Genomic DNA, 19,895 nt, shown 5'->3' with positions numbered 1-19,895 from the left:
TCAGAAACCGATCGCTAGGCTGGCCGCGGACGACGAATCGGGAGGAGCACGGACGTGGCCGAGAGCACCATCCAGCAGCACCCGCTTGCGGGCTGGGACAAGCCTGAGCTGGACCTGAGCAACGCCGATTGGCACTCGAGCAGCCGTGGCCTGGGGGATGTCCAGATCGCTTTTGTCGAGGGATTCATCGCGATGCGCAACAGCGGCCGCCCGGAAAGCCCTTCCCTGATCTTCACGCCCGCGGAATGGGGCGCGTTCGTGTCGGGGGCGCGGGAAGGAGAGTTCGACCTGACGTGACCCGGCGGCCGTACGGCTGAGCCGACGGGCCGATCCGGGGGTGTTCCACCCGTCTTTGCGGACACGCGACCTTGAGCGCCCTTCCCGGGCCGATGCCTGAGCGAGGCTGGCCCCGGGAAGGGAAGGTCGTCTCCCGGAGATGAGGAACCCATGAGCAGCACCTTGCCGGTCATCGCGGCGGTCGACGGTTCGGACGACAGCCTGCGCGCCCTGGACTGGGCCCTCGACGACGCACGCCGACGCGCGGTGCCGCTGCGGGTGGTCCATGTGCGGCAGTACGCCGCCTGGGCGCAGCCCGACATCCTTGCCGCCGGACCGCCTCAGCCGGGCGACGACCCGGTGCTCGGCCAGGTGCGCACGTATCTGAAGGGGCGGACCGACCTGCCGGCCGTGGAGTACCACGGCCTTGAGGGGGTGCCGGGCGCCCTCCTGCCGGAACTCGGCGCCGGCGCCCAGCTGTTGGTGCTCGGCTCCCGAGGGCGCGGCGGCTTCGCCAGTCTGCTGCTCGGCTCCAACGGCATGGCCGCCGCCCGCGATGCCGAGTGCCCCGTCGTGGTGGTGCCCCGGCCCGGCCGTGAGGTGCACGGCGGCGTACCGGTCGAGCCCGGGCCGCGCGTGGTCGTCGGACTGCAGGTGGACAGCCCCGACGAGGCGACCCTGGCGTTCGCCTTCACCGAGGCCGGGCTGCGCGGCGCCCGCCTCCATGTGGTCGCCGCCTATATGTGGCCCGTGCAGACCTGGACCACCCCCGGCGAACTCGCTCCGCCGATGGTCGACCAGAACGCCATCGAGAACCAGACCTGGACCCTCGCCGAGGGCTTCCTCACCCCGCACCGCTCAAGACACCCCGACGTCCCCGTCGACACCTATGCGATGCCGGGCGACGCGGCAGGTCAGCTGGTCGCTGCCTCCAAGGACGCCAGGCTGGTCGTCGTGGGCCGCCACCGCCGCCGTCTGCTGGCCCCCGCCCGCATGATGGGCTCGGTCGCCCAGGCGGTCCTGCTGCACGCGGCGGCCCCGGTGGCGGTGGTACCGCCGGTCATGGGGGAGGAGGGAGGCTGACGCCGGCCTGGTCCCGAGGTGGAATTTACCGCCGGCGGTGCGCGGGTGCGGTGCCGGTCCGTGGGGGCTTGTCGCGCAGTTCCGCCCGCGGCAGCGGCTCGTGGCTGCGACAGCTCCGCGCACCCGGCCCTGACGGCCTGCTGGGACTTGTAGAGAGGCGAGGGCCGCGTCGATATACCCCCAGGGGTATTTCAGTAGCGCAGGCGAACACCTCAGGCCCGCTCAGCAGCCGACGTAGATCCGCCACGCGCCATCCTCCGCGGGCGCTGCACGAGCCATCCTCCACGGGCGCTGATGGATACCGGCGAACCTACCCTTGGCCGCATGCAGGAATCGCTCACCAGGGACACCCGCCTCGCTCTCGACCTCGCCCTCACCGTCCGCCACGACGGACGGGGCGGCGTCGCCGACGACCTGGCGGACCCCGCAGGGCTCACCACCTGGATCCGCGCCCACCCCGAGATCGTGCCGGACGCCGCCGCCTTCACCGCCGACCGGGCGAGCCTCACCGCCGTACGCGACCTGCGGGCGGCCGTCCGCGCCCCCTTCGCCCACGCCGTACGCCCCGCCGAACTTAGCCGCGCCGACGCGGCCCGTCTGCTGCCCGTGCCCGAAGCCGTCGCACGCCTCAACGCCGCGGCCGCCCGCACCCCGACCGTCCCCGTGCTGCACTGGCCCGAGGGCGCCGAACCCGCCGTCCACGCGAGGGCGGCCGACGGCGCGCACGACCTCACCGCGGCCCTCGCCCAGGCCACGATCGCCTTCCTCGCCGGCCCCGACCGGCAGCGGCTGCGCGCCCGCCACGCGCCGCGCTGCATGCGCTGCTTCCTCAAGGAGCACCCGCGCCAGGAGTGGTGCAGGCCCTCCTGTGGAAACCGCGCAGGCGTGGCCCGCCACCACGACCGGCACAAGACCGTCCAGGGGGCGTGAGGGCTCAGCCGACCTGGATGTTCTTGTTCATCCCGAGCTGCTTGTGACCCGGGATCGGGCAGTACAGGTCGTACTTGCCCTTCTTGAAGGTCACCGTCAGGTTCGCCTCCTGGCCGCTCTGGATGTTCTTGGTCTTGGCGTCCTGCACGCCGGGGCCGTCGATGGACAGGGCGTGCGTGATCTTGCCCTTGTTGTCGGCGACGAAGGTGTAGGTGCCCGGTGTGAACGACGACCGGGACAGTTTCAGCCCGTACTCGGTCTCGGTGACCGTCACCTGGGTCCCCGAGCCGGCCTTGCTCGCGCCGGCGGAGGCACCGGAGGAGGCGCCGGAGGAAGCCGAGCCACCTCCCCCGCCCCCGCCCCCGCCCCCGCTGGAGCAGGCGGCCAGAACGAGAGCGGCGGCGAAGGCCGACGCCGTCACTCCGAGTGCCGTACGCGTCGTACGGGCCCTGCGTGCCGTGAGTGCCATGTGGCTCATCCCCTTCCGGGTCTGCCCGCCACCCGTCGGGCTTGTCCGCGTCTGCCACGGGAGACCCTCTATGGGGGATACGGACGGAGATGCCCCGGTGTTCAGGGCAGACTCCGCGGCGGCGGAATCAGTCCCTGTAGCGGTTCGGTCAGAAATCCACAGACCGGGTCGCGCGACCCCCGCGAGGCGTACGCTGAGGTGCCTGTAGGTCACGGAGCGCGCCCGCTCCCCGCGCGGGCGCACCACCGTGGCAGGGGGTAGGCCATGGGGCAGCGCAGCGTGCGGAGCAACCGCACCATCTTCGAACGCGAGAGTGAACTCGCGGCAGTGGACGAGGCGTTGGGTGAGCTCACCGGGCTGCGCAGGGACGGCGCCGAACCGTCCGACCGCGCCCGCGGCGCGCTCCTCGCCTTCGCCGGGCGCGCCGGCATCGGCAAGACCACCCTCCTCGCCGAGGTCCGCCGGCGCGCCGCCGCCCGCGGCTGCACCGTGGTGTCGGCCCGCGGCGGCGACCAGGAACAGCGCGTCGCCTTCCATGTCGCCCGCCAGCTGCTGCAGCCCCAACTGGCCGGGTCTGCGGAGACCGATCTGCGGGCCTCGCTGGGCAGTTGGTACGACATCGTCGGCCCCGCCCTCGGCCTGTGCGCCCCGACCGACGGCGCCCCGCCCGACCAGCAGGGCCTGCGCGACGGCCTCGACTGGGTGCTCACCCATCTCGCCGTGCTGCGTGCCCCGATGGTCCTGGTCCTCGACGACGCCCACTGGGCCGATTCCGAATCCCTGCGCTGGCTCGCCGCGTTCGCGCCCCGAGCCGAACAGCTGCCCCTGCTGGTCGTCGTCGCCTACCGGCCCGACGAACTCCCCGACCACGCCGAGTCGTTCAAGGGACTACCGGGGCGCGCCGGTGGCCGCCCCCTCGACCTGGAACCGCTGAGCGCCGCCGCCGTCGCGCGCCTCGTACGGGAGACGCTCGGTGCGCACGCCGACGACGCGTTCTGCCGTGAGTGCTGGGCCGTCACCGCAGGCAACCCGTTCGAGACGGTCGAACTCGTCGCCAAGGTGCGCGACCGCGGCCTCACCCCGACCGAGACCGGCGCCCATCTGCTGCGCGACCTCGCCGCCGCCGTCAAGGGCAGCGGCCTCATCGCCCGCCTCGAACGCCTGGGCACCTCCACCGTGCGTTTCGCCTGGGCCTGCGCCGTCCTCGGCACCGAGATCCATCCGCTGCTCGCCGCCGCCGTCGCCGGACTCGGCCACGAGGAGGCCGCCGACGCCGCCGACGCCCTGCGCGGCGCCCGCATCCTCACCGGCGCCGAGACCCTCGAGTTCGTCCACCCCCTGATCGCCACCGCCGTCTACCGGGCCATCCCGCCCGGCGTCCGCGTCGCGCTGCACGGCCAGGCCGCCTGGTGTGTGATCAACGAAGGACAGGGGCCCTCGGCCGCCGCCCGCCACCTCCTGGAGACCCACCCCGACGGCGACAACTGGGTCGTCCAGCAACTGCGCGCCGCAGCGGAGGAGACCCTCCGCGCCGGCGCCCCCGACGCCGCCCGCAGCTACCTCGCCCGCGCCCTGCGGGAGCCCCCGCCCTACGAGGACCGCGCCGCCGTCCTGTACGAACTGGGCTCCGCCTCCCTGCTCACCGAGCCCGCCACCACCGTCAACCACCTGCGCGCCGCCCTGGAAGAACCCATCGCCGACGCCCCGCTGCGCCAGCACATCGTCTACCGGCTCTCCCAGGTCCTCGCCCACAGCGACCGCCTGGCCGAGGCCTCCGACACCCTGGCCCGCGAGATCCGCGTCACCGACGACGCCCGCGTCAAGCTGCGCATGACCGCCGAACAGTTCATGTGGGACGCCTTCCGCGCCGACGAGCCCGACCACCCCTCCCGCTCCCGTCGCCTGACCAGGCTCGCCGACCGCCTCACCGGCCGCGACCTCACCGAGCGCTACATCATCGGCCTGCGCACCTGGGACGCGGTCCTGCGCGGCGAACCCGCCCGTGTCGCCCTCCACCACGCCGAACGCGCCCTGGCCGGCGGCCTCGGCTGGGCCGAACCCGACCGCGGCTTCGAGGTGCCCGTCCTGGTCGCACTCGCCTTCATGTACGCCGACCGGCCCGGGCGGACGGAGGAGCTGTTCGCGACCGGCATCGCAGACTTCGAACGTCAGGGCTGGCGCGGCGCCCACCTCTCCTTCGCCTACACCCTCCTCGCCTACGTCCGCTACCGCCGCGGCCGGCTCTCCGAGGCCCAGGACTTCGTCATGGCGGGACTCCGGCTCGCCGAGCGCGTCGGCCCCGGCACCCCCGCCCACTGGTACGCCGTGGGCATCCTCATCGAGGTCCTCCTCGCCCGCGGCCGCATCACCGAGGCCGCGCAGATCGCCGAGGACTACTCCTTCGAGGCACCCTTCCCGGCCGCCGTCGTCTTCCCCGACGCCCAGACCGTCCACGGCGAACTCCTTCTCGCCCGCGGCCTCACCAAGGAAGCGGCCGAGGAGCTGGCCGCAGCCGGCCGCCGCCTGGAACCGCGCGGCATGCGCAACCCCGCCTGGTGCCCCTGGCAGCTCCACCTGGCCCGCGCCGAGAGCCACGACACGCCCGAACGCGCCGTCGCCACAGCCCTCGAGGCGCTCGCCCGTGCCCGCCAGTTCGGCACACCGTCCGCCATCGGTCAGGCCCTGCGCACGGCTGCCGAGGTCTCCTCCGGCTCGGCCCGCATCAAATACCTGGAGGAGTCCGTCGCCCACCTGGAGCGCTCCCCGGCCGCCTACGAACTCGCCTGCGCACTCGTAGCCCTGGGCATCGAACTCCGCCGCACCGGCCGCCCCCGAGACGCCGCCGAACACCTCTACCGAGGCCTCGACGCCGCCGTCCAGTGCAGCGCCGACGGCCTCGCCGAAACAGCCCGGGACGAACTGGCCGCAGCAGGCCTGCGTCCCCGCCGCCTCCACAGCACCGAGACGGACACCCTGACATCCCGGGAACGGACGGTCGCGACGCTGGCCGCCGAGGGCCGCACCGAGGCGGAGATCGCCGAGCAACTGCACCTGGACATGCCAACGGTCGTCCGCCTCCTCTCCGCCGTCTACCGAAAGATGGGCACAGAGATCACGGGCTTGGGCGCCGCGCTGGGCCCCGGACAGCCGGCGCCAGGGGTGACGCCCCAGGGCTAGTCCTGCGGTGCCAAGGTGCGCACGACGTCGAACTCGTTGCCCTCGGGGTCGGCCATGACCACCCAGTTGCGGTCCGGTCCCTGGCCCACGTCCACCTTGACGGCGCCGAGAGCGAGCAATCTGGTCACCTCGTCCGCGGTGCTGCCGTCGATCGGGCTGACGTCGAGGTGAAGCCGGTTCTTGACGGTCTTGCCCTCGGGCACACGGATGAACAGCAGGGTGGGAGGCATCTGGCGGGCCCGGATCTCCTCGACGGTCGGCACCCAGGAGCCGATCTCGACCTTGCCCTCGCTGCGATCGATCACCTTGAAGTCCAGCACCTCGCACCAGAAGGCCGCGAGCCTCTCCGGATCATGGCAGTCAACGGTCAACTCGGTGAACCTGCTTGTCATGCTTCTCCCAGACAGTGCGAACGAGGCTCAGCGTCGGCCGCCCGCCCCTCAGATCAGCGATCCTATTGACCACGGACTTCGAGAGGGCTTGATCTGGAGGAAACTGCTCAGCGACCCGCCCCCGAACCACGACCGCCCCCGCCCCACCAACCGCCAGGGTCCACGTACCATTGGCGGCATGTCGTTCCTCCGCCGCCGCAGCGCCACCCCCGCCGGGCCCGACTTCGACGTCCTGGCCATGGACCCGGGCGACTGGCCCGGCAATCTGGGCGCCGGCCTGCTGCCCGCCCCCGACGGCACCTGTCAGGGCGTCTTCCTGCGCTACGACCTGTTCGGCGGCCGCGGCCCCGCGATGATCATCGGCAATCTGCCCGAGGGCTCCCCGGCCCGCGAGACCGCCGAGGACGAGATCCCCTTCGAGGTGGCCCAGCTGCTGCTCGCGCTGGAGAACGAGGAGGAGGTGAGCGTCGTCGGGGTCGAGGACATGCCGGTCATGCAGGGCGACAACCTCCTGATCGTGCGCCGCCTCAAGCTCTCCGAGACCCGCATCTCCTGCGTGCAGTTCGACCGCAGTGACAACGTCCTGGTGACCATCGCCGCCTGGGACCGCCCCATCACCGACGACCTGTACGCCCTGCTGAAGCCGCTCCCGGCGGAGCTGTTCCAGCAGGGCTGACACCGGCTACCGGCGGGACCGCACCACCTGCACGTCCGCGGCCCGTACGAACGCCACCCGGTGTCCGAACTGGATCTCGTAGTAGAGGTCCTTGCCGACCACGACCCGGTGCGAGTCGGTGGTGAAGGTGACCGCGTAGTAGTACTCGCCCGGCACCTTGTCGCCGACCACGTACTTCTGCCCCTTCGGCAGTGTGTACGGCAGCGGCGACACCGCCTGCGCGGGCACCTCGGCCGGGTAGGCCGAGGCCTCCGGGTAGGCCCGCCCGTACACCGCCACGCTGTCCAGACCCGGCTTCGGCGTGACCACGTAACCAGACGCGTCCACCGCAGTCGGGTGCTTCCTGGGGTTCTTGAACCAGGCCTTCTGACCCAGATACCAGATCGCCGTCCAGTCGCGGTAGTGGCCCGCCACCGCGAACTGCTGGCCGGTGGAGGCACGGGAGCCCACGTCATTGACGTCGATCGTCGAGTCGGCGTTCTTGTGCAGACCCACGTCCTTGATCAGGGCCGAGCGCTCGTCGTGATCGGAGTACAGCCGCACCTCGCTGGAGCCGTGCACCGCGCAGGGCTCGTCCTTGGTGACGCAGCCCGTGTACTCCGGCTGGTTGGCCTCGTAGTCGGGCCGGATCGTCACCAGTCCGCCGCTCTTGCCCGCGGTCTTCCGGAAGGGATGGCCCAGCAGCTCGAAGTAGTGCCGCCAGTCCCAGAACGGGCCGGGGTCGGTGTGCATGCCCGGGATGGTCGACGTCGTCGGGCCCGGCACATTGTCGTGGCCGAGGATGTGCTGCCGGTTCAGCGGGATGCCGTACTTCGCCGCCAGATACCGCACCAGGCGCGCCGAGGCGCGGTACATCGCCTCCGTGTACCAGGCGTCGGGCGCGGCGAGGAAGCCCTCGTGCTCCAGGCCGATCGACTTGGCGTTGATGTACCAGTTGCCCGCGTGCCAGGCCACGTCCTTGGCCTTGACGTGCTGGGCGATCAGACCGTCCGTGGAACGCAGGGTGTAGTTCCACGACACGTAGGTGGGGTCCTGGACCAGCTTCAGGACCCCGTCCCAGGTGCCTTCGGTGTCGTGGACGACGATGTATCTGATGCTCTGCGAGGCGGGCCGGTCGCCCAGGTCGTGGTTGCCGTAGTCGTTGTCCCCGAACTCCTCGTACGGCGCCGGGATCCACTGGCAGGACACCGACTTCGGGCATTCCGTGCCGTCCGCCGAGACGGTGCGCAGGCCGGACTTCTCCAGCTGCGCGGTGTCGGGGGCGAGGTCCGGCTGGGCGGTCAGGACGACGTGCTCCCCGGCGTCCGTGGTGCGCTGCTCGCCGGTGCGCATCACCTCGTACACGTCGTTCGCGTAGGCCGCCGCCGTCGAGGTGTCGTCCGCCCCCGAGAAACGGGCCACCGCCCCGTACCACTGCGCCGGGTCCGCGCTGAGCGGCTCGCCCAGCTCCTTCTGCTCGGCGGCCAGCAGCGCGGCACCGCCCGCCACATTGGCGGCCGGGTCCGTACGAAGCCGCTCGGCGCTCAGCCCGGTCAAGCCGGCCGCCTTCGGCAACGTCTTGAGCCGGGGCGGGAGTTCGGAGTTCTCCGGCACCTTGGTGTCCGGGTGCAGGGCGGCGCGGGCGGTGTCCCCGCGGGCGTCCCCCGTGCCGTCGCTATGGCGCGCGGTGCGGGCGATCGCCGTATGGGCATCGGTGAGGTGCATCGGGCCGTAACCGCCCGACACGCTCGGCGCGCCCCCGTGCGCGTCCCATCGGGACTGCAGATACGACACGCCCAGCAGCACGCTCTGCGGCACGTGGTACTCGGCGGACGCCGAGGCGAACGCCTGTTGCAGCCGGTCCTCGGCGGGCCGGGCGTCGGACGGGGCCGCGCCGAGCAGCGGCAGCAGCAGGGCCGCCGCGGCGAGAGCGCCGGCGGTTCTGCGGGCGCGTCTGTGGCCGGGTGCGGACGTGAGGTCGGTGGCAGATCCTCGCAATGCAGCCTCCTGGGACGAACGAGCGTGGCGGGGCGTGCAGGGCCGAGCGGTGGGTCAGTGGTACCCGCTGGCCGACGATCCGTCAATCATGCCCAGAGGCAGGAGATTTCCCATGTCAACACGAGCGTGGAGGACTTTCCCGGCGACGGTGTGCGGGCCTGCGGGGCGTCAGTGGCTTACACCAATGGCCCTGCGCGCAGACTTTTCCGGAAGGTCTGCCGCACGGGTGCGGACATACGAAGGTCCGCGGTACGCCGTCCTGGCGCACCGCGGACCTTCGTCCCCGTCAGCGAGTGCCGACCGCCGCGCGAACGGCCCGACGGGCCAGCTGGCAGTCGTCGTGCAGCCGCCTGAGCAGCAGCCGCTGTTCCTCGCCGGACGGCGCAGCACCCGGGTGGGCCACTCCCGGTGCCGCCGGGGTCGTGTCGTGCATCGAACGCTGCACGGCCGTTTCGTAGGTACGGATCTCACGGGTCAGCACGAGCATCAGGTTCACCAGGAACGCATCCCGCGAGGCCGGGCCCGCCGACTGCGCGATCTGGCTGATCTGACGGCGGGCCACCGGGGCGTCGCCGAGCACCGACCACAGCGTCGCCAGGTCGTAGCCCGGCAGGTACCAGCCCGCGTGCTCCCAGTCCACCAGCACTGGACCGGCCGGTGAGAGCAGGATGTTCGAGAGCAGTGCGTCGCCGTGGCAGAACTGGCCCATGCCCTGCCGGCCCGCCGAGTGCGCGATGCCGTGCAGCAGCTTCTGCAGGTCGCCCATGTCGCGGTCGGTGAGCAGTCCCAGTTCGTGGTAGCGGGAGATACGGGCCGCGTAGTCGAGCGGGGCGTCGAAGGTGCCCGCCGGCGGCCGCCACGCGTTCAGTCGGCAGATCGCGCCGAGGGCCGCCCTGATGTCCGCCCGCGGCGGTGCCTCGACCGGGTGCCGCTGCAGTGCCGCGACCCGTCCGGGCATCCGCTCGATGACCAGTGTGCAGTTGTCCGGGTCCGCCGCGATCAGCCTCGGCACCCGAACCGGAGGGCGGTGCCGGACGAACGAGCGGTATGCCGCTATTTCATGGCGGATCCGCTCGGCCCATGCGGGGGAGTGGTCCAGTAAACACTTGGCGACGGCCGTGCTGCGCCCCGTCGTACCGACCAGGAGCACGGACCGGCCGCTGCGGCGCAGCACCTGCACCGGAGCGAACTCGGGACAGATCCGGTGCACCGACGCGATCGCCGTGCGCAGCTGGGCGCCCTGGGGGCCGGACAAGTCGAGTCTCCCGCTGAGCGGTTGGGTGCCGAGACCCGGCACGCGCCGCGTCCGGGCCGCGCCGAGCGCGGGGGCCGCCGGACGCGCGGCGGGATCGAGGTAGGGGCCGCTGCCCGCCGGGCGGGAATGCAGCGACCGGGGCGGGGCGGACACGGAGGACGATGCTGCGTACATGGGCGAAACAGATCCCTTCGTGTGCCTGCGACGACAATGCGCTGCCCGGCCCGGCGCCCCGGGTGCACCCTGGGGAATGCATCCCTTGTTCCAGAAGGCGACCGGGTCGGGGTGGCGCTTTCCTACCTGACACCCGATGCCCAGTGGCACACCATCTGGCGAACCCTGGCGAACCCTGGCGAATAGTCGCCCGGCAACTTGCACCGGGCTACTGTCAACTCAGCCGAGAACCTGGGGGCTTGACGTGAGCGGACAACCCAACACCCGCCTTGCGGACCTGTTCGGCCTGGCCGGCTGGTCCAAGGGTGAACTCGCGAGGCTGGTCAACCGGCAGGCGGCGGCCATGGGCCACCCCCAGCTGTCGACCGACACCTCCCGCGTGCGGCGTTGGATCGACATGGGAGAGATCCCGCGCGATCCGGTGCCGCGGGTGCTGGCGGCTCTGTTCACCGAGCGTCTCGGCCGTGTCGTGACCATCGAGGACCTCGGTCTGGTCCGGCACGGGCGTGCGGGGAAACGGCAGGACGCCGGGAGTGTGGAACATCCCGACGGTGTGCCGTGGGCGCCCGAGCGGACCGCGGCGGTCCTCACCGAATTCACGGGAATGGACCTCATGCTCAACCGACGCGGCTTGGTGGGCGCGGGTGTCGCGCTCACCGCAGGATCCGCACTCAGCAGCGCCATGTACGACTGGCTGCACACCGATCCGACCCTCTCCGCCGACGCTCCCGACTTCGACAATCCCCTGCACGCCGACCCCGCCGGGTTCGACCGCTATGAGGCAGCCCCCATCGGGTCGCAGGAGATCGAGGAACTGGAGCGCTCGGTCGAGGTGTTCCGGGCCTGGGACGCCGCCCGCGGCGGCGGGCTGCAGCGCAAGGCAGTCGTGGGCCAGCTCAACGAGGTGGGCGGCATGCTCGCCTACCGTCACCCCGACCATCTCCAGCGACGCCTGTGGGGCGTCGCCGCCAATCTCGCCGTCCTCGCGGGCTGGATGTCGCACGACGTCGGCCTGGAGCCCACCGCCCAGAAGTACTTCGTCATCGCCGCCCATGCCGCAAGAGAGGGCGGCGACCGGCCCCGCGCCGGAGAGGCACTCTCCCGGGCGGCGCGCCAGATGGTGCACCTGGGCCGGCCCGACGACGCACTGGACCTGATGAAGCTCGCCCAGTCCGGCTCCGGCGACGAGGTGCTGCCGCGCACCCGGGCGATGCTCTACACCATCGAGGCCTGGGCGCAGGCCTCCATGGGCAAGGGCCAGGCGATGCGCCGCACCCTCGGTCGGGCGGAGGATCTCTTCGTCTCCGACCGGGGCGATGTGCCGCCGCCGAGCTGGATGCAGATGTTCAAGGAGGAGGACCTGTACGGCATGCAGGCCCTGGCCTACCGCACCCTGGCCGAGCACGAGCCGGGAGCGGCCGTGCACGCCCAGCACTACGCGGAGAAGGCGCTGGCGCTCAGGGTCGACGGACGGCAGCGGTCGAAGATCTTCGACTTCCTGTCCATGGCGTCGGCGTGCTTCATCGCCGACGACCCCGAACAGGCCGACCGCTATGCACGCCTCGCTCTGATGTCGATGGGATCCAACTCCTCCCACCGCACCTGGGACCGGCTGCGCCAGATGTACCGGCTCACCGCCGAGTACTCCAGCTACCCGAAGATCAACGAGCTGCGGGAGGAGATCAAACTCGCGTTGCCCAGGACGGCGAAGGGCGGCAACAGCGCACGGGCATAGGGGGCCTGTGCAGCTTTCGCTGCTTCATCTCACCGGGTCACCCGGGCGGTTCACCTCACCTTGGCGACGAGCAGGCACGCATCGTTCTCGCGGTCGGCCTCGCCGTACTCCTCCACGACCATCCGTACGCAGTCCTGCGCGGTCGCTGCCTCGCCGAAGCGGGGGGCCAGATCGAGGAGTTGTTCCCCGCTCACGGTCTCCTTGCTCCTGCGCCCGGGCACCAGCCCGTCGGTGTGCAGCAGGAGCAGGTCGCCCGGCTCGAGGGTCTCCTCCGCCTGCTGGTAGGAGGCCTGCGAGCTCGCGCCGAGCAGGACGCCGTTCGGTGCATGCAGCCTGCGCCCCGTCCCGTTGCGGAACAGCAGCGGGGCGGGGTGTGCTGCCTGTGCCCAGGTCAGGGTGCGGGTCTCGGGGCGGTAGCGGCAGCAGACGGCGGTGCCGAGGGCGGGTTGCACGGTGGCGTCGAGTAACTGGTTCAGCCAGGACATCAGTTGCCCGGGCTCGGTGCCGGCCATCGCCATGCCGCGTACGGCGCCCAGCAGCGTCGCCATGCCCGAGGCGACGGCCACGCCGTGTCCGGTGAGGTCGCCGACGCTGAGCAGGGTCTGGCCGTCGGGCAGTTCGAGCGCGTCGTACCAGTCGCCGCCGATCAGGGCACTGGTCGAGGACGGCAGATGGTGCGCCGCCAGGTCCAGTGTCTCGGGCCGTTGCTGCGGGAGCCGCAGGGAGCCGCGCCATGGCGGCAGCACGGCCTCCTGCAGCTCGACCGCGAGCCGGTGCTCGGTCTGCGCGCGGTGCTGGTGGCGCTGCAGCGAGTCACGGGTCTCGCTCACCGCCTTCTGGCTGCGGCGCAGTTCGCTGACGTCCCGCAGTACGGCCCACATCGAGGCGGTGCTGCCGTCAGTGTCGAGCACGGGCTCGCCCATCATGTGCACCGTGCGCACCTCGTCGTCCGGGCGCACGATGCGGAACTCGCCGTCGATGGGCTTGGCGTCGACGAGGCAGTCCGTGACCATCGCCGTCAGCTTCGCGCGGTCCTCGTCCAGTACCAGGGAGGGCAGTTCGTCGAGGGTGAGTGCGGGGGTGGCGGGGTCGCGGCCCAGGATCTGGTAGAGCTCGCCCGACCAGGTCGCCTCGTCCGTCAGCAGGTTCCACTCGGCGCTGCCGACCCGGCTGAGCAGTGAGTCGTGCCGGGGTGCGCAGGGCACGGGCGGCGGGCCGTCGCGCAGCTGCCCCAAGTGGGTGTCGAGGTCGCTGAGTTGGTGCAGTGCCAGGTCGCACAGCGCCCGCTGCCACCGCTCCTGCGGGTCCGAGCCGTCGCCGCGGGCGTCCTGCCGTACGGCGTCCACATCGCCCTTGAGGCGCCGCGTCTGCGATATCAGCGCCTCGACCGAGCCGCGTCCTGGCGGCTGGGCGGCTGGGTGATCCGCAGAGAGGTGGGACGGCATGACGCACTCCGATGCGGGGACGGTACGACCGGGGCAGGCGGCTTGAAGGACCGTTACGACTGTGGCACAGCCCGCGACGCCCCGTAAGGGATTTGGCAACACACGATACGGTGGTGCTTCTGGCATATGCCACAGTCTTCACGGAGTGGTCGTGCGGTGCGAAAGGCGTACGTCGCAGGCCGGTCAAGTCGTAGGCAGCGTACGTGATTTGAAGGGTTGTTGTGAATTTCGGATGCGCGTTCAGCCGCGCGTTCGACGGCCACTTGTTCTATGTCTCGCCGAGTGACGCAGGTCACATAAATTCGCAAGCGCTTCCACGTAATGCAAACGCCTCCTGCGGGGTCGTACAAGCACACCGGAAATCCGGCCGACCTCCGACCGCAGTGGAGACCGACCATGGACCTCACCCTCGAGCAGCCCGCCCGCGGCCGTCTGATCACCGCCGACGAGCGGGAGCTCCCGGTTCCCGCGACGCTGCGCTATGCCGCCACGGACCCGTTGGCCGTGCACCTCGAATTTCCGCCCGAGGTCTCCCTGGACGGCACAGGAGTCACCTGGACCTTCGGCCGGGCCCTGCTGGAAGAGGGACTGCGCCGTCCCGCCGGCAACGGCGACGTGCACATCTGGCCATGCGGGCAGGCCCGTACCGTCATGGAGCTGCACTCTCCCTACGGCCTGGCCCTGCTGCAGTTCGACACCGCGGCCCTGCGCCGGTTCCTGCTGCGTACGTACGCCGTGGTGGCGGCCGGGCAGGAGGACGTCGGCGCGGCCGTCGAGGAGGGGCTGAACTCGCTGTTCGGCAATGTCTGAGGGCCGGTTCGCGGGCCGTCAGCGCAGTGCGGCCTCGCCCGCGCGGACGGCACGCAGGGCTCGTTCGACGCTCTGCTCGTTCTCGCCGACCGGGGCCACGTAGTCGAGGACGCCGCGCGCGGCGTCCTCCCCGAGGGTGCGGGTGATGACCCAGGTGGCGAGATACTGCGAGGCCAGACAGCCGCCCGCCGTGGCGATGTTCCCCGCGGCATGGAACGGCGCGTCCAGCACGGGTACGCCGCAGGCCTCGACGAAGGGCCGGCTCGTCCTGTCCGTGCAGGCGGGCATGGAAGCCAGCAGCCCGAGCCGGGCGAGCACCAGTGCGCCCGAACACTGGGCACCGATCAACTGCCGTGCGGGGTCGAGCGGCAGCCGGGAGATCAGCCGGTCGTCGGCGAGCACGTCCCGCGTCTTCACCCCGCTGCCGATCAGTACGACGTCGGCTTCGGTCACGAACTCCAAGGGGCGCTGGCCGGTCACCTCGATGCCGTTCATGGAGGCGACCACCGGCGCGGGCGTCGTGATGAAGGCCTCCAGGCCGTCCTTACGGCACCGGTTGATCAGCGCGGAGGCGATGAAACTGTCCAGTTCGTTGAACCCGTCAAAGGTGACCACGGCGACCTGCATGAACATCTCCTCGAGGCACGGCACCAGGAGCTCGCAGTCTCCCAGCGGTGCCGTGCCCGGGTCGCGGGCCAATCCGCGAGCGGTGGCCCGCCGTGAGGCGGGTGAGGTTCAGTAGCGCAGGATTCCTGCGATCCCGTGGGCGTCGCCCAGCATCCCGTCCGGGACGAAGCGGACGTCCGCGCCCGTCTCCAGGCACTGTTCGACGATCTCGTCCACGATGTCCTCGCGGGAGTCCAGATCGTCGCTCTCGGCCGGGATCAGATGGCCGTCGAGCACGTCGCGTACCGTCACGCGGTAGTTCTCCTCCACCGCGAGCAGCCGTACACGGCCCTCGCGGGCGCTCTGCCAGACCTCGTCGACACCCGCGGCGAACGCCTTGCGGCCGCGGGCCGATTCGAGTTCCCGGGCCACGGCCTCGGTGCTTCTGCGGGCCTCGGCGGCGACCTTCGGCCGTACCGCCTGCCACACGGCGTCGGGCGTGCCGTGTGCGAGACCGCCGTGCGGCACATGCACCGCCTCCTTGGTCACGCTGCCGACCTCGTCCATGGCGGACAGGGCCGCCTGCTCGCCCGTGACGTACAGCGGCCGCGGCTGTTCGCGCAGGACCATGCCCATCGCGGCGTCGGCCTCCCGCAGGAAGTGGCGGGTGTCCTCGTCGCGGAAGGTGCTCGGCATGTCGCCGATGCGCTCCTGCCGCTCGGCGTCGAAGTTCACCGGGCGCCTGGTCATGGGGAATCCGCCGGCCCGGTCCTCCGTGACGCGGTCGGTGCCGCCGCTCCACAGGGTGACCCGGTCGGAGGAGACCGACAGGACCCAGAACGGCCGTTCGGCTGCGTGGGCGGAGACGAGGTTGCGGGTCAGGAAGGTGTCCGAGAGCACCACGCGCTCCGGCACCGTGCGGGCGAGCGACCAGACCTGGTGCTCACCAGGGGCTGCGAAGATCACCAGGCCGTCCTCGGCATGCGCCAGATCCACCTCCTGAAGGGCCTGGTCGAGCTGACGGACCACCTCGGAGCGCCGTTCGCGGGTCACCGCGGGATCGGACTCCAGTTGCTTCTTGGCCTCGGCCACCACATTGCGCAGCCGGACCGGATCCTGGGCGTTTTCGGGCTCCCGGCGGTGTGTGGGCGTCAGCACCGACACGGCCGGATAGGCGCGCGGGCGCCGGAGCTCGGAGAGGGTTGAGGGACTCAGATCGTGCTCCATACCAAGCACGATAGGGCCGTTTCCCTCAAAGGGCATTAGGGGCGGCGATGCTGGGCAATCAGAACAATTCCGGCTTCCCGTCTACCGCTGCTCGCCGTTCGGCTCGATCACGGCGATGTTCCCCTGTGCCACGGCGCACAGGGTCTGCGCCCCGTCGGCGTCGATCGTGATCAGGTCGCAGCGGGTGACGACCCGGGTGCGGCCGGCCCGCACCACCTGGCCGTGCGCGCGCAGGATTTCGCCGATGGCGGGGCGCAGATAGTCGATGGTGAACCCGGACGTGATCAGCCCCGCGCCCGCGACGGTGCCCGCCGCGAGCGTCAGCGTGTTGTCGGCCGCGTAGGAGAGCACCCCGCCGTGCACGAAGCCGTACTGCTGGAGCAGCTCCTCGCGGATGTCCAGCTCGAGGGTGGCCTCGCCGTCCCCGAACTCCGTCACCCGGGCGCCCAGCAGTCTGCTGAAAGGCTGCTCCGCCAGGACCTTGCGGGCCAGGTCCAGATCCATCGCTCAGCTCACCTCTTCAGTTCACTTCACTAGTGAAGTGAGAGTGGCGCGGGCTCATGCCGTCTGTCAAGATCGGCCCATGTCCGAGCCTGATCAGCGTCTTTACTTCCTGCTGCAGCGGGCGGCGCACCAGCTGCGCACGACGGTCGACCGCCGCTGTCTGGCCGCCGCCGGCGTCACCACCGCCCAGCTCGGCGCGCTGTTCGCCGTACAGGACCAGCCAGGGCTCACCCAGCAGGACTTGGCCCGCATCCTCGGCCTGCGGGATTCCGCCGTCACGGCGCTTGTCGGACGGCTCACCGCGGCGGGTCTCCTGCTCAAGCAGCCGCATCTCCATGAACACCGGGCCGTGAGGCTGGAGTTGACCGCGGCAGGTGTCGCCGCCCTGCGCGCCGCACAGCCGGAGGTCGACCGTGTGAACGCGCAGCTGCGGGCGCTGCTCGGCGAGGACGGGTTCGTACGGACGGCGGGGGCACTGCAGCGGCTCGCCGGCTGGCAGAGCTGACACGTCAGGTGGCCGGGGTCTCGTCGTCCTCCGGACCGCACGAGCTGCCGGTGGGCGGCAGGCTGCCGTAGAGCAGGAAGTCGTCGACCTTGCCCTGAACGCACTTGGAGGACGCGTAACCGGTGTGGCCCTCGCCCTTGTTGTCGAGCACCACGGCCGAGGAGCCCAGCCGCTTCGCCGTCTCCACGGTCCAGCGGTACGGCGTCGCCGGATCGCCGCGGGTGCCGACGAGAAGCATCTTCGGGGTGTGGACGTCGTGCACACGGTCGCGGATGAAATCGGTGCCCTTGGGGCGGCCGTAGCACATCAGCAGTTCGGTGAGGCGGTAGCGGCCGAAGACCGGGGAGGCCTGCTCATACTCGGCGCGCAGTCGGCCGAGGTCCTTGACGATCTGGTCGGCGCCGGGGCGATCGGGATCGTCCGCGCAGTTGATCGCCATCAGCGCCGCAGGAAGGTTGTCGAGCGGGACGTCGTTCTCGTCGACCAGCCCGCCCCCGGAGTGCCGCCGGAAGGGGAGCGCGGCCCCGCCGGACGAGAAACCCAGCACCCCGCGCGCGTCGCCGTCCTCGACCAGTTGGGCGATCGCGCGTTCCAGCGACGGCCACAGGTCCTTGCTGTAGAGCGCCTGGCTGATCGCCCCCACGAGATCCTGCCCGGTGAATTCCGGGCCGAAGTCCGTCGGCAACGGGTCCTTGTCGAGGGAGCCGACGAGCTGGACGACCTGTTGACGGGCGGCGCGCGGATCCTGGCCGAACGGACAGGCGATGTCCTTGGTGCACCAGCTGATGAAGTCGTCCAGGGCCGTCTGCTGCCCCTCGGCGCCCGCCACTCCCTGCTCGGACATCGGTTCGGTCAGCGTGTCCACTCCGTCGAGGACCAACCGCCCGACCTTCTTGGGGAATTCGGCCGCGTACACGGCGCCGAGCCGGGTTCCGTAGGAGAAGCCGAGGTAGTTGAGCTTCTTGTCGCCGAGCGCCGCACGCATCACGTCCAGGTCGCGGGCGGCGTTCACCGTGCCGATGTGGGGGAGCACCGGACCCGAGTGCTTCGCGCACTCGGCGGCCGCCTCCTTCAGCTGCCGCAGCACGGCCCGCGGATCGTTGCTCTCCGCCATCCCGTCGGCCGCGGCCGAGGCCTCCTCGGAGCCGTCTCCGCAGCTGACCGGCGAGGACCTGCCGACCCCGCGCGGATCGAAGGTCACCACGTCGTAGCCGTTGGTGAGCCTCATGAAGTCCTCACCGCCGGAGGCGAGTTGGCTGACGCCTCCGGCGCCGGGGCCGCCGAAGTTCAGCAGCACCGAACCCCTCTTCTTGCCCGTCGCCCGGTAGCGGGCGAGGGCCAGGTCGAGCGTACCGGCCTTCGGGCTGGCGTAGTCGAGGGGGACGGTGACCTTGGCGCACTGAAGGTCCTTGGGCATGTCCTCGCCCTCGCACCCGGACCAGGTGAGCTTCTGCCGGTAGAACCGCGACAGGTCGGGCCCGGTGCCGTCCGATGCCGCCGTGGGCAGCCCTGCGGCCAGCAGGGACAGGCCTACGGCTCCGGTGACGGCGAAGCGCCGGACAGCGGGCCGCGTTGACAGCTTGACCAGCATCAATGCCTCCCGGGGCGCCCGCCGGGGACCGGGAGAACGGCGCCCTCGATCACGATAAGCGGATGCCGCAGGGTGCGCCTCCGGACGAGCGGGACCGCGCAGGATGCCTTATCGTGCGCACTTTCCCCGCGGATACGGCCGTCTTTGCCGCCCGTTCGACAACCGGGCCGCTCGATGGAGTGAAAGCCCGATAAGCCATAACTCGGATGGTTTCCCTCGCGTTCTATCCGGTGCGGGCCAGTGCCCGCTTCTCCGGCGCGGGTAGGTGCCCGCGACCATGTCTGGAAGGCAGGGAACCTATGAGAAGGGTTACCCGAAACGGTGTGATCGCCGTCGCCGCTGCCTCGGGAGCGATGGCCTTGACGGTTCCGGCGTATGCCGGAGCCACGGCGGACGGCGCGTCCGCCGACTCGCCGGGCGTGATCTCCGGCAACACCGTCCAGCTCCCGGTGCACGTCCCGGTCAACGTGTGCGGGAACACCGTGAACGTGGTGGGGCTCCTCAATCCGGCCGTGGGCAACAGCTGCAGCAACCAGAGCGCGGGCGGCAGGCACACCGCGGGCGGCTCCTCCACCGGTGGCAGCGCGGCCCACGGCAGCGGAAAGGATTCGCCCGGCGTGATCTCCGGCAACACGATCCAGCTCCCGGTCCACGCCCCGGTCAACGTCAGCGGGAACACGGCCGACGTGGTCGGCATCGGCGACGCGGCCGAAGGCAACCGGTCCGCGAACGCCTCCGGCGGCCACACCCACCACTGCACCAAGCCCGCACCGGTCAGGGCGCATCCGCAGCCCGCGACCGCCCGGCACGCCGCACCACGGCAGGCGCCGGCATCCCTCGCCCACACCGGCACCGACCCGGCACTGCCCGCCGCCGTGGCGAGCGCCGCCCTGGTGCTGGGCGGAGCCGCCCTCCGCCGCCGCTTCCGCCCACGCCCGCAGCGCTGAGCCCGCCCGGACGGCCAACGGCTCAATCACACCGTGACGCGCCCCGCAAGATCCGCAAGGATGCTGCGGGGCGCGGTCGATCACCGCGCCCCCTCGTCCGCCGTACCCCTCACGGA

Annotated in this window: 18 protein-coding genes; 9 read left to right on the top strand and 9 right to left on the bottom strand. The window is 71.3% G+C overall.

Going from position 1 to position 19,895, the window contains the following annotated elements; genetic code table 11:
- Positions 1-54 precede the first annotated feature (54 nt).
- From ABD355_RS02340 to ABD355_RS02330, 3 genes are all read left to right on the top strand, one after another.
- The gene (locus ABD355_RS02340) at positions 55-297 is read left to right on the top strand and encodes a DUF397 domain-containing protein (protein ID WP_151478766.1); all 243 of its coding nucleotides are present in this window, start codon (positions 55-57) and stop codon (positions 295-297) included.
- Positions 298-447: 150 nt separating this feature from the next.
- Positions 448-1,359 (top strand): universal stress protein, encoded by a 912-nt coding sequence (locus tag ABD355_RS02335; protein WP_344398300.1) that lies wholly within the window; start codon positions 448-450, stop codon positions 1,357-1,359.
- Between the two features lie 324 nt (positions 1,360-1,683).
- The gene (locus ABD355_RS02330) at positions 1,684-2,289 is read left to right on the top strand and encodes an ABATE domain-containing protein (RefSeq protein WP_344398299.1); all 606 of its coding nucleotides are present in this window, start codon (positions 1,684-1,686) and stop codon (positions 2,287-2,289) included.
- A gap of 4 nt (positions 2,290-2,293) precedes the next feature.
- Here the strand turns inward: ABD355_RS02330 and ABD355_RS02325 are convergent, their stop codons facing one another.
- A complete protein-coding gene (locus ABD355_RS02325) occupies positions 2,294-2,758 on the bottom strand; it encodes a plastocyanin/azurin family copper-binding protein (protein WP_344398298.1) in 465 nt (154 codons plus the stop codon).
- Between the two features lie 264 nt (positions 2,759-3,022).
- Between ABD355_RS02325 and ABD355_RS02320 the strand changes: the two genes are divergently transcribed.
- Complete coding sequence (locus ABD355_RS02320) at positions 3,023-5,935, top strand: ATP-binding protein (protein ID WP_344398296.1); 2,913 nt, start codon at positions 3,023-3,025, stop codon at positions 5,933-5,935.
- Here the strand turns inward: ABD355_RS02320 and ABD355_RS02315 are convergent.
- A complete protein-coding gene (locus ABD355_RS02315) occupies positions 5,932-6,327 on the bottom strand; it encodes a VOC family protein (protein WP_344398294.1) in 396 nt (131 codons plus the stop codon). The two genes, ABD355_RS02320 and ABD355_RS02315, sit on opposite strands and share 4 nt — an antisense overlap.
- Positions 6,328-6,505: 178 nt before the next feature.
- On the opposite strand from ABD355_RS02315, the gene ABD355_RS02310 reads away from it, so the two are divergent.
- On the top strand, positions 6,506-7,003 hold the full coding sequence (locus ABD355_RS02310) for a hypothetical protein (RefSeq protein WP_344398292.1): 498 nt from the start codon (positions 6,506-6,508) through the stop codon (positions 7,001-7,003).
- Positions 7,004-7,009: 6 nt separating this feature from the next.
- On the opposite strand, the gene ABD355_RS02305 is transcribed toward ABD355_RS02310, so the two are convergent.
- Positions 7,010-8,980, bottom strand: coding sequence for an N-acetylmuramoyl-L-alanine amidase (locus ABD355_RS02305; protein ID WP_344398291.1), 1,971 nt, complete (start codon positions 8,978-8,980; stop codon positions 7,010-7,012).
- A gap of 286 nt (positions 8,981-9,266) precedes the next feature.
- On the bottom strand, positions 9,267-10,409 hold the full coding sequence (locus ABD355_RS02300) for a phosphotransferase (RefSeq protein WP_099926375.1): 1,143 nt from the start codon (positions 10,407-10,409) through the stop codon (positions 9,267-9,269).
- Between the two features lie 244 nt (positions 10,410-10,653).
- Here ABD355_RS02300 and ABD355_RS02295 point away from each other — a divergent pair, with 244 nt between their 5' ends.
- Positions 10,654-12,144 (top strand): DNA-binding protein NsdB, encoded by a 1,491-nt coding sequence (locus ABD355_RS02295; protein ID WP_344398290.1) that lies wholly within the window; start codon positions 10,654-10,656, stop codon positions 12,142-12,144.
- A 50-nt stretch (positions 12,145-12,194) separates the two neighbouring features.
- On the opposite strand, the gene ABD355_RS02290 is transcribed toward ABD355_RS02295, so the two are convergent.
- Positions 12,195-13,589 carry a PP2C family protein-serine/threonine phosphatase gene (locus tag ABD355_RS02290; protein WP_344398289.1) on the bottom strand — a complete coding sequence of 465 codons (1,395 nt, stop codon included), beginning with the start codon at positions 13,587-13,589 and terminating at the stop codon, positions 12,195-12,197.
- Positions 13,590-13,985: 396 nt separating this feature from the next.
- On the opposite strand from ABD355_RS02290, the gene ABD355_RS02285 reads away from it, so the two are divergent.
- Complete coding sequence (locus ABD355_RS02285; RefSeq protein WP_344398288.1) at positions 13,986-14,399, top strand: SsgA family sporulation/cell division regulator; 414 nt, start codon at positions 13,986-13,988, stop codon at positions 14,397-14,399.
- 18 nt (positions 14,400-14,417) lie between these two features.
- Here the strand turns inward: ABD355_RS02285 and ABD355_RS02280 are convergent, their stop codons facing one another.
- The 3 genes from ABD355_RS02280 to ABD355_RS02270 all read right to left on the bottom strand — a co-directional run bounded on the left by ABD355_RS02280 (position 14,418) and on the right by ABD355_RS02270 (position 16,736).
- A complete protein-coding gene (locus ABD355_RS02280; protein ID WP_344398287.1) occupies positions 14,418-15,026 on the bottom strand; it encodes a type 1 glutamine amidotransferase family protein in 609 nt (202 codons plus the stop codon).
- A 108-nt stretch (positions 15,027-15,134) separates the two neighbouring features.
- Positions 15,135-16,232, bottom strand: coding sequence for a baeRF3 domain-containing protein (locus ABD355_RS02275; RefSeq protein WP_344398286.1), 1,098 nt, complete (start codon positions 16,230-16,232; stop codon positions 15,135-15,137).
- Positions 16,233-16,313: 81 nt separating this feature from the next.
- Positions 16,314-16,736: a PaaI family thioesterase gene (locus tag ABD355_RS02270; RefSeq protein ID WP_344398285.1), complete on the bottom strand. Its 423-nt coding sequence runs from the start codon at positions 16,734-16,736 to the stop codon at positions 16,314-16,316.
- Positions 16,737-16,815: 79 nt separating this feature from the next.
- Here ABD355_RS02270 and ABD355_RS02265 point away from each other — a divergent pair, with 79 nt between their 5' ends.
- Positions 16,816-17,241, top strand: a complete 426-nt coding sequence (locus ABD355_RS02265) for a MarR family winged helix-turn-helix transcriptional regulator (protein WP_344398284.1) — start codon at positions 16,816-16,818, stop codon at positions 17,239-17,241.
- A 4-nt stretch (positions 17,242-17,245) separates the two neighbouring features.
- Here ABD355_RS02265 and ABD355_RS02260 read toward each other — a convergent pair whose 3' ends face one another.
- Positions 17,246-18,832, bottom strand: coding sequence for an alpha/beta fold hydrolase (locus ABD355_RS02260; RefSeq protein ID WP_344398283.1), 1,587 nt, complete (start codon positions 18,830-18,832; stop codon positions 17,246-17,248).
- A gap of 299 nt (positions 18,833-19,131) precedes the next feature.
- Here ABD355_RS02260 and ABD355_RS02255 point away from each other — a divergent pair, with 299 nt between their 5' ends.
- Positions 19,132-19,779 carry a chaplin gene (locus tag ABD355_RS02255; RefSeq protein WP_344398282.1) on the top strand — a complete coding sequence of 216 codons (648 nt, stop codon included), beginning with the start codon at positions 19,132-19,134 and terminating at the stop codon, positions 19,777-19,779.
- Positions 19,780-19,895: the final 116 nt, after the last annotated feature.

This window comes from Streptomyces longisporus (assembly GCF_039532765.1).
Taxonomy (GTDB): Bacteria; Actinomycetota; Actinomycetes; order Streptomycetales; family Streptomycetaceae; genus Streptomyces; species Streptomyces longisporus.
This window is presented reverse-complemented; position numbering and strand designations above follow the sequence as displayed.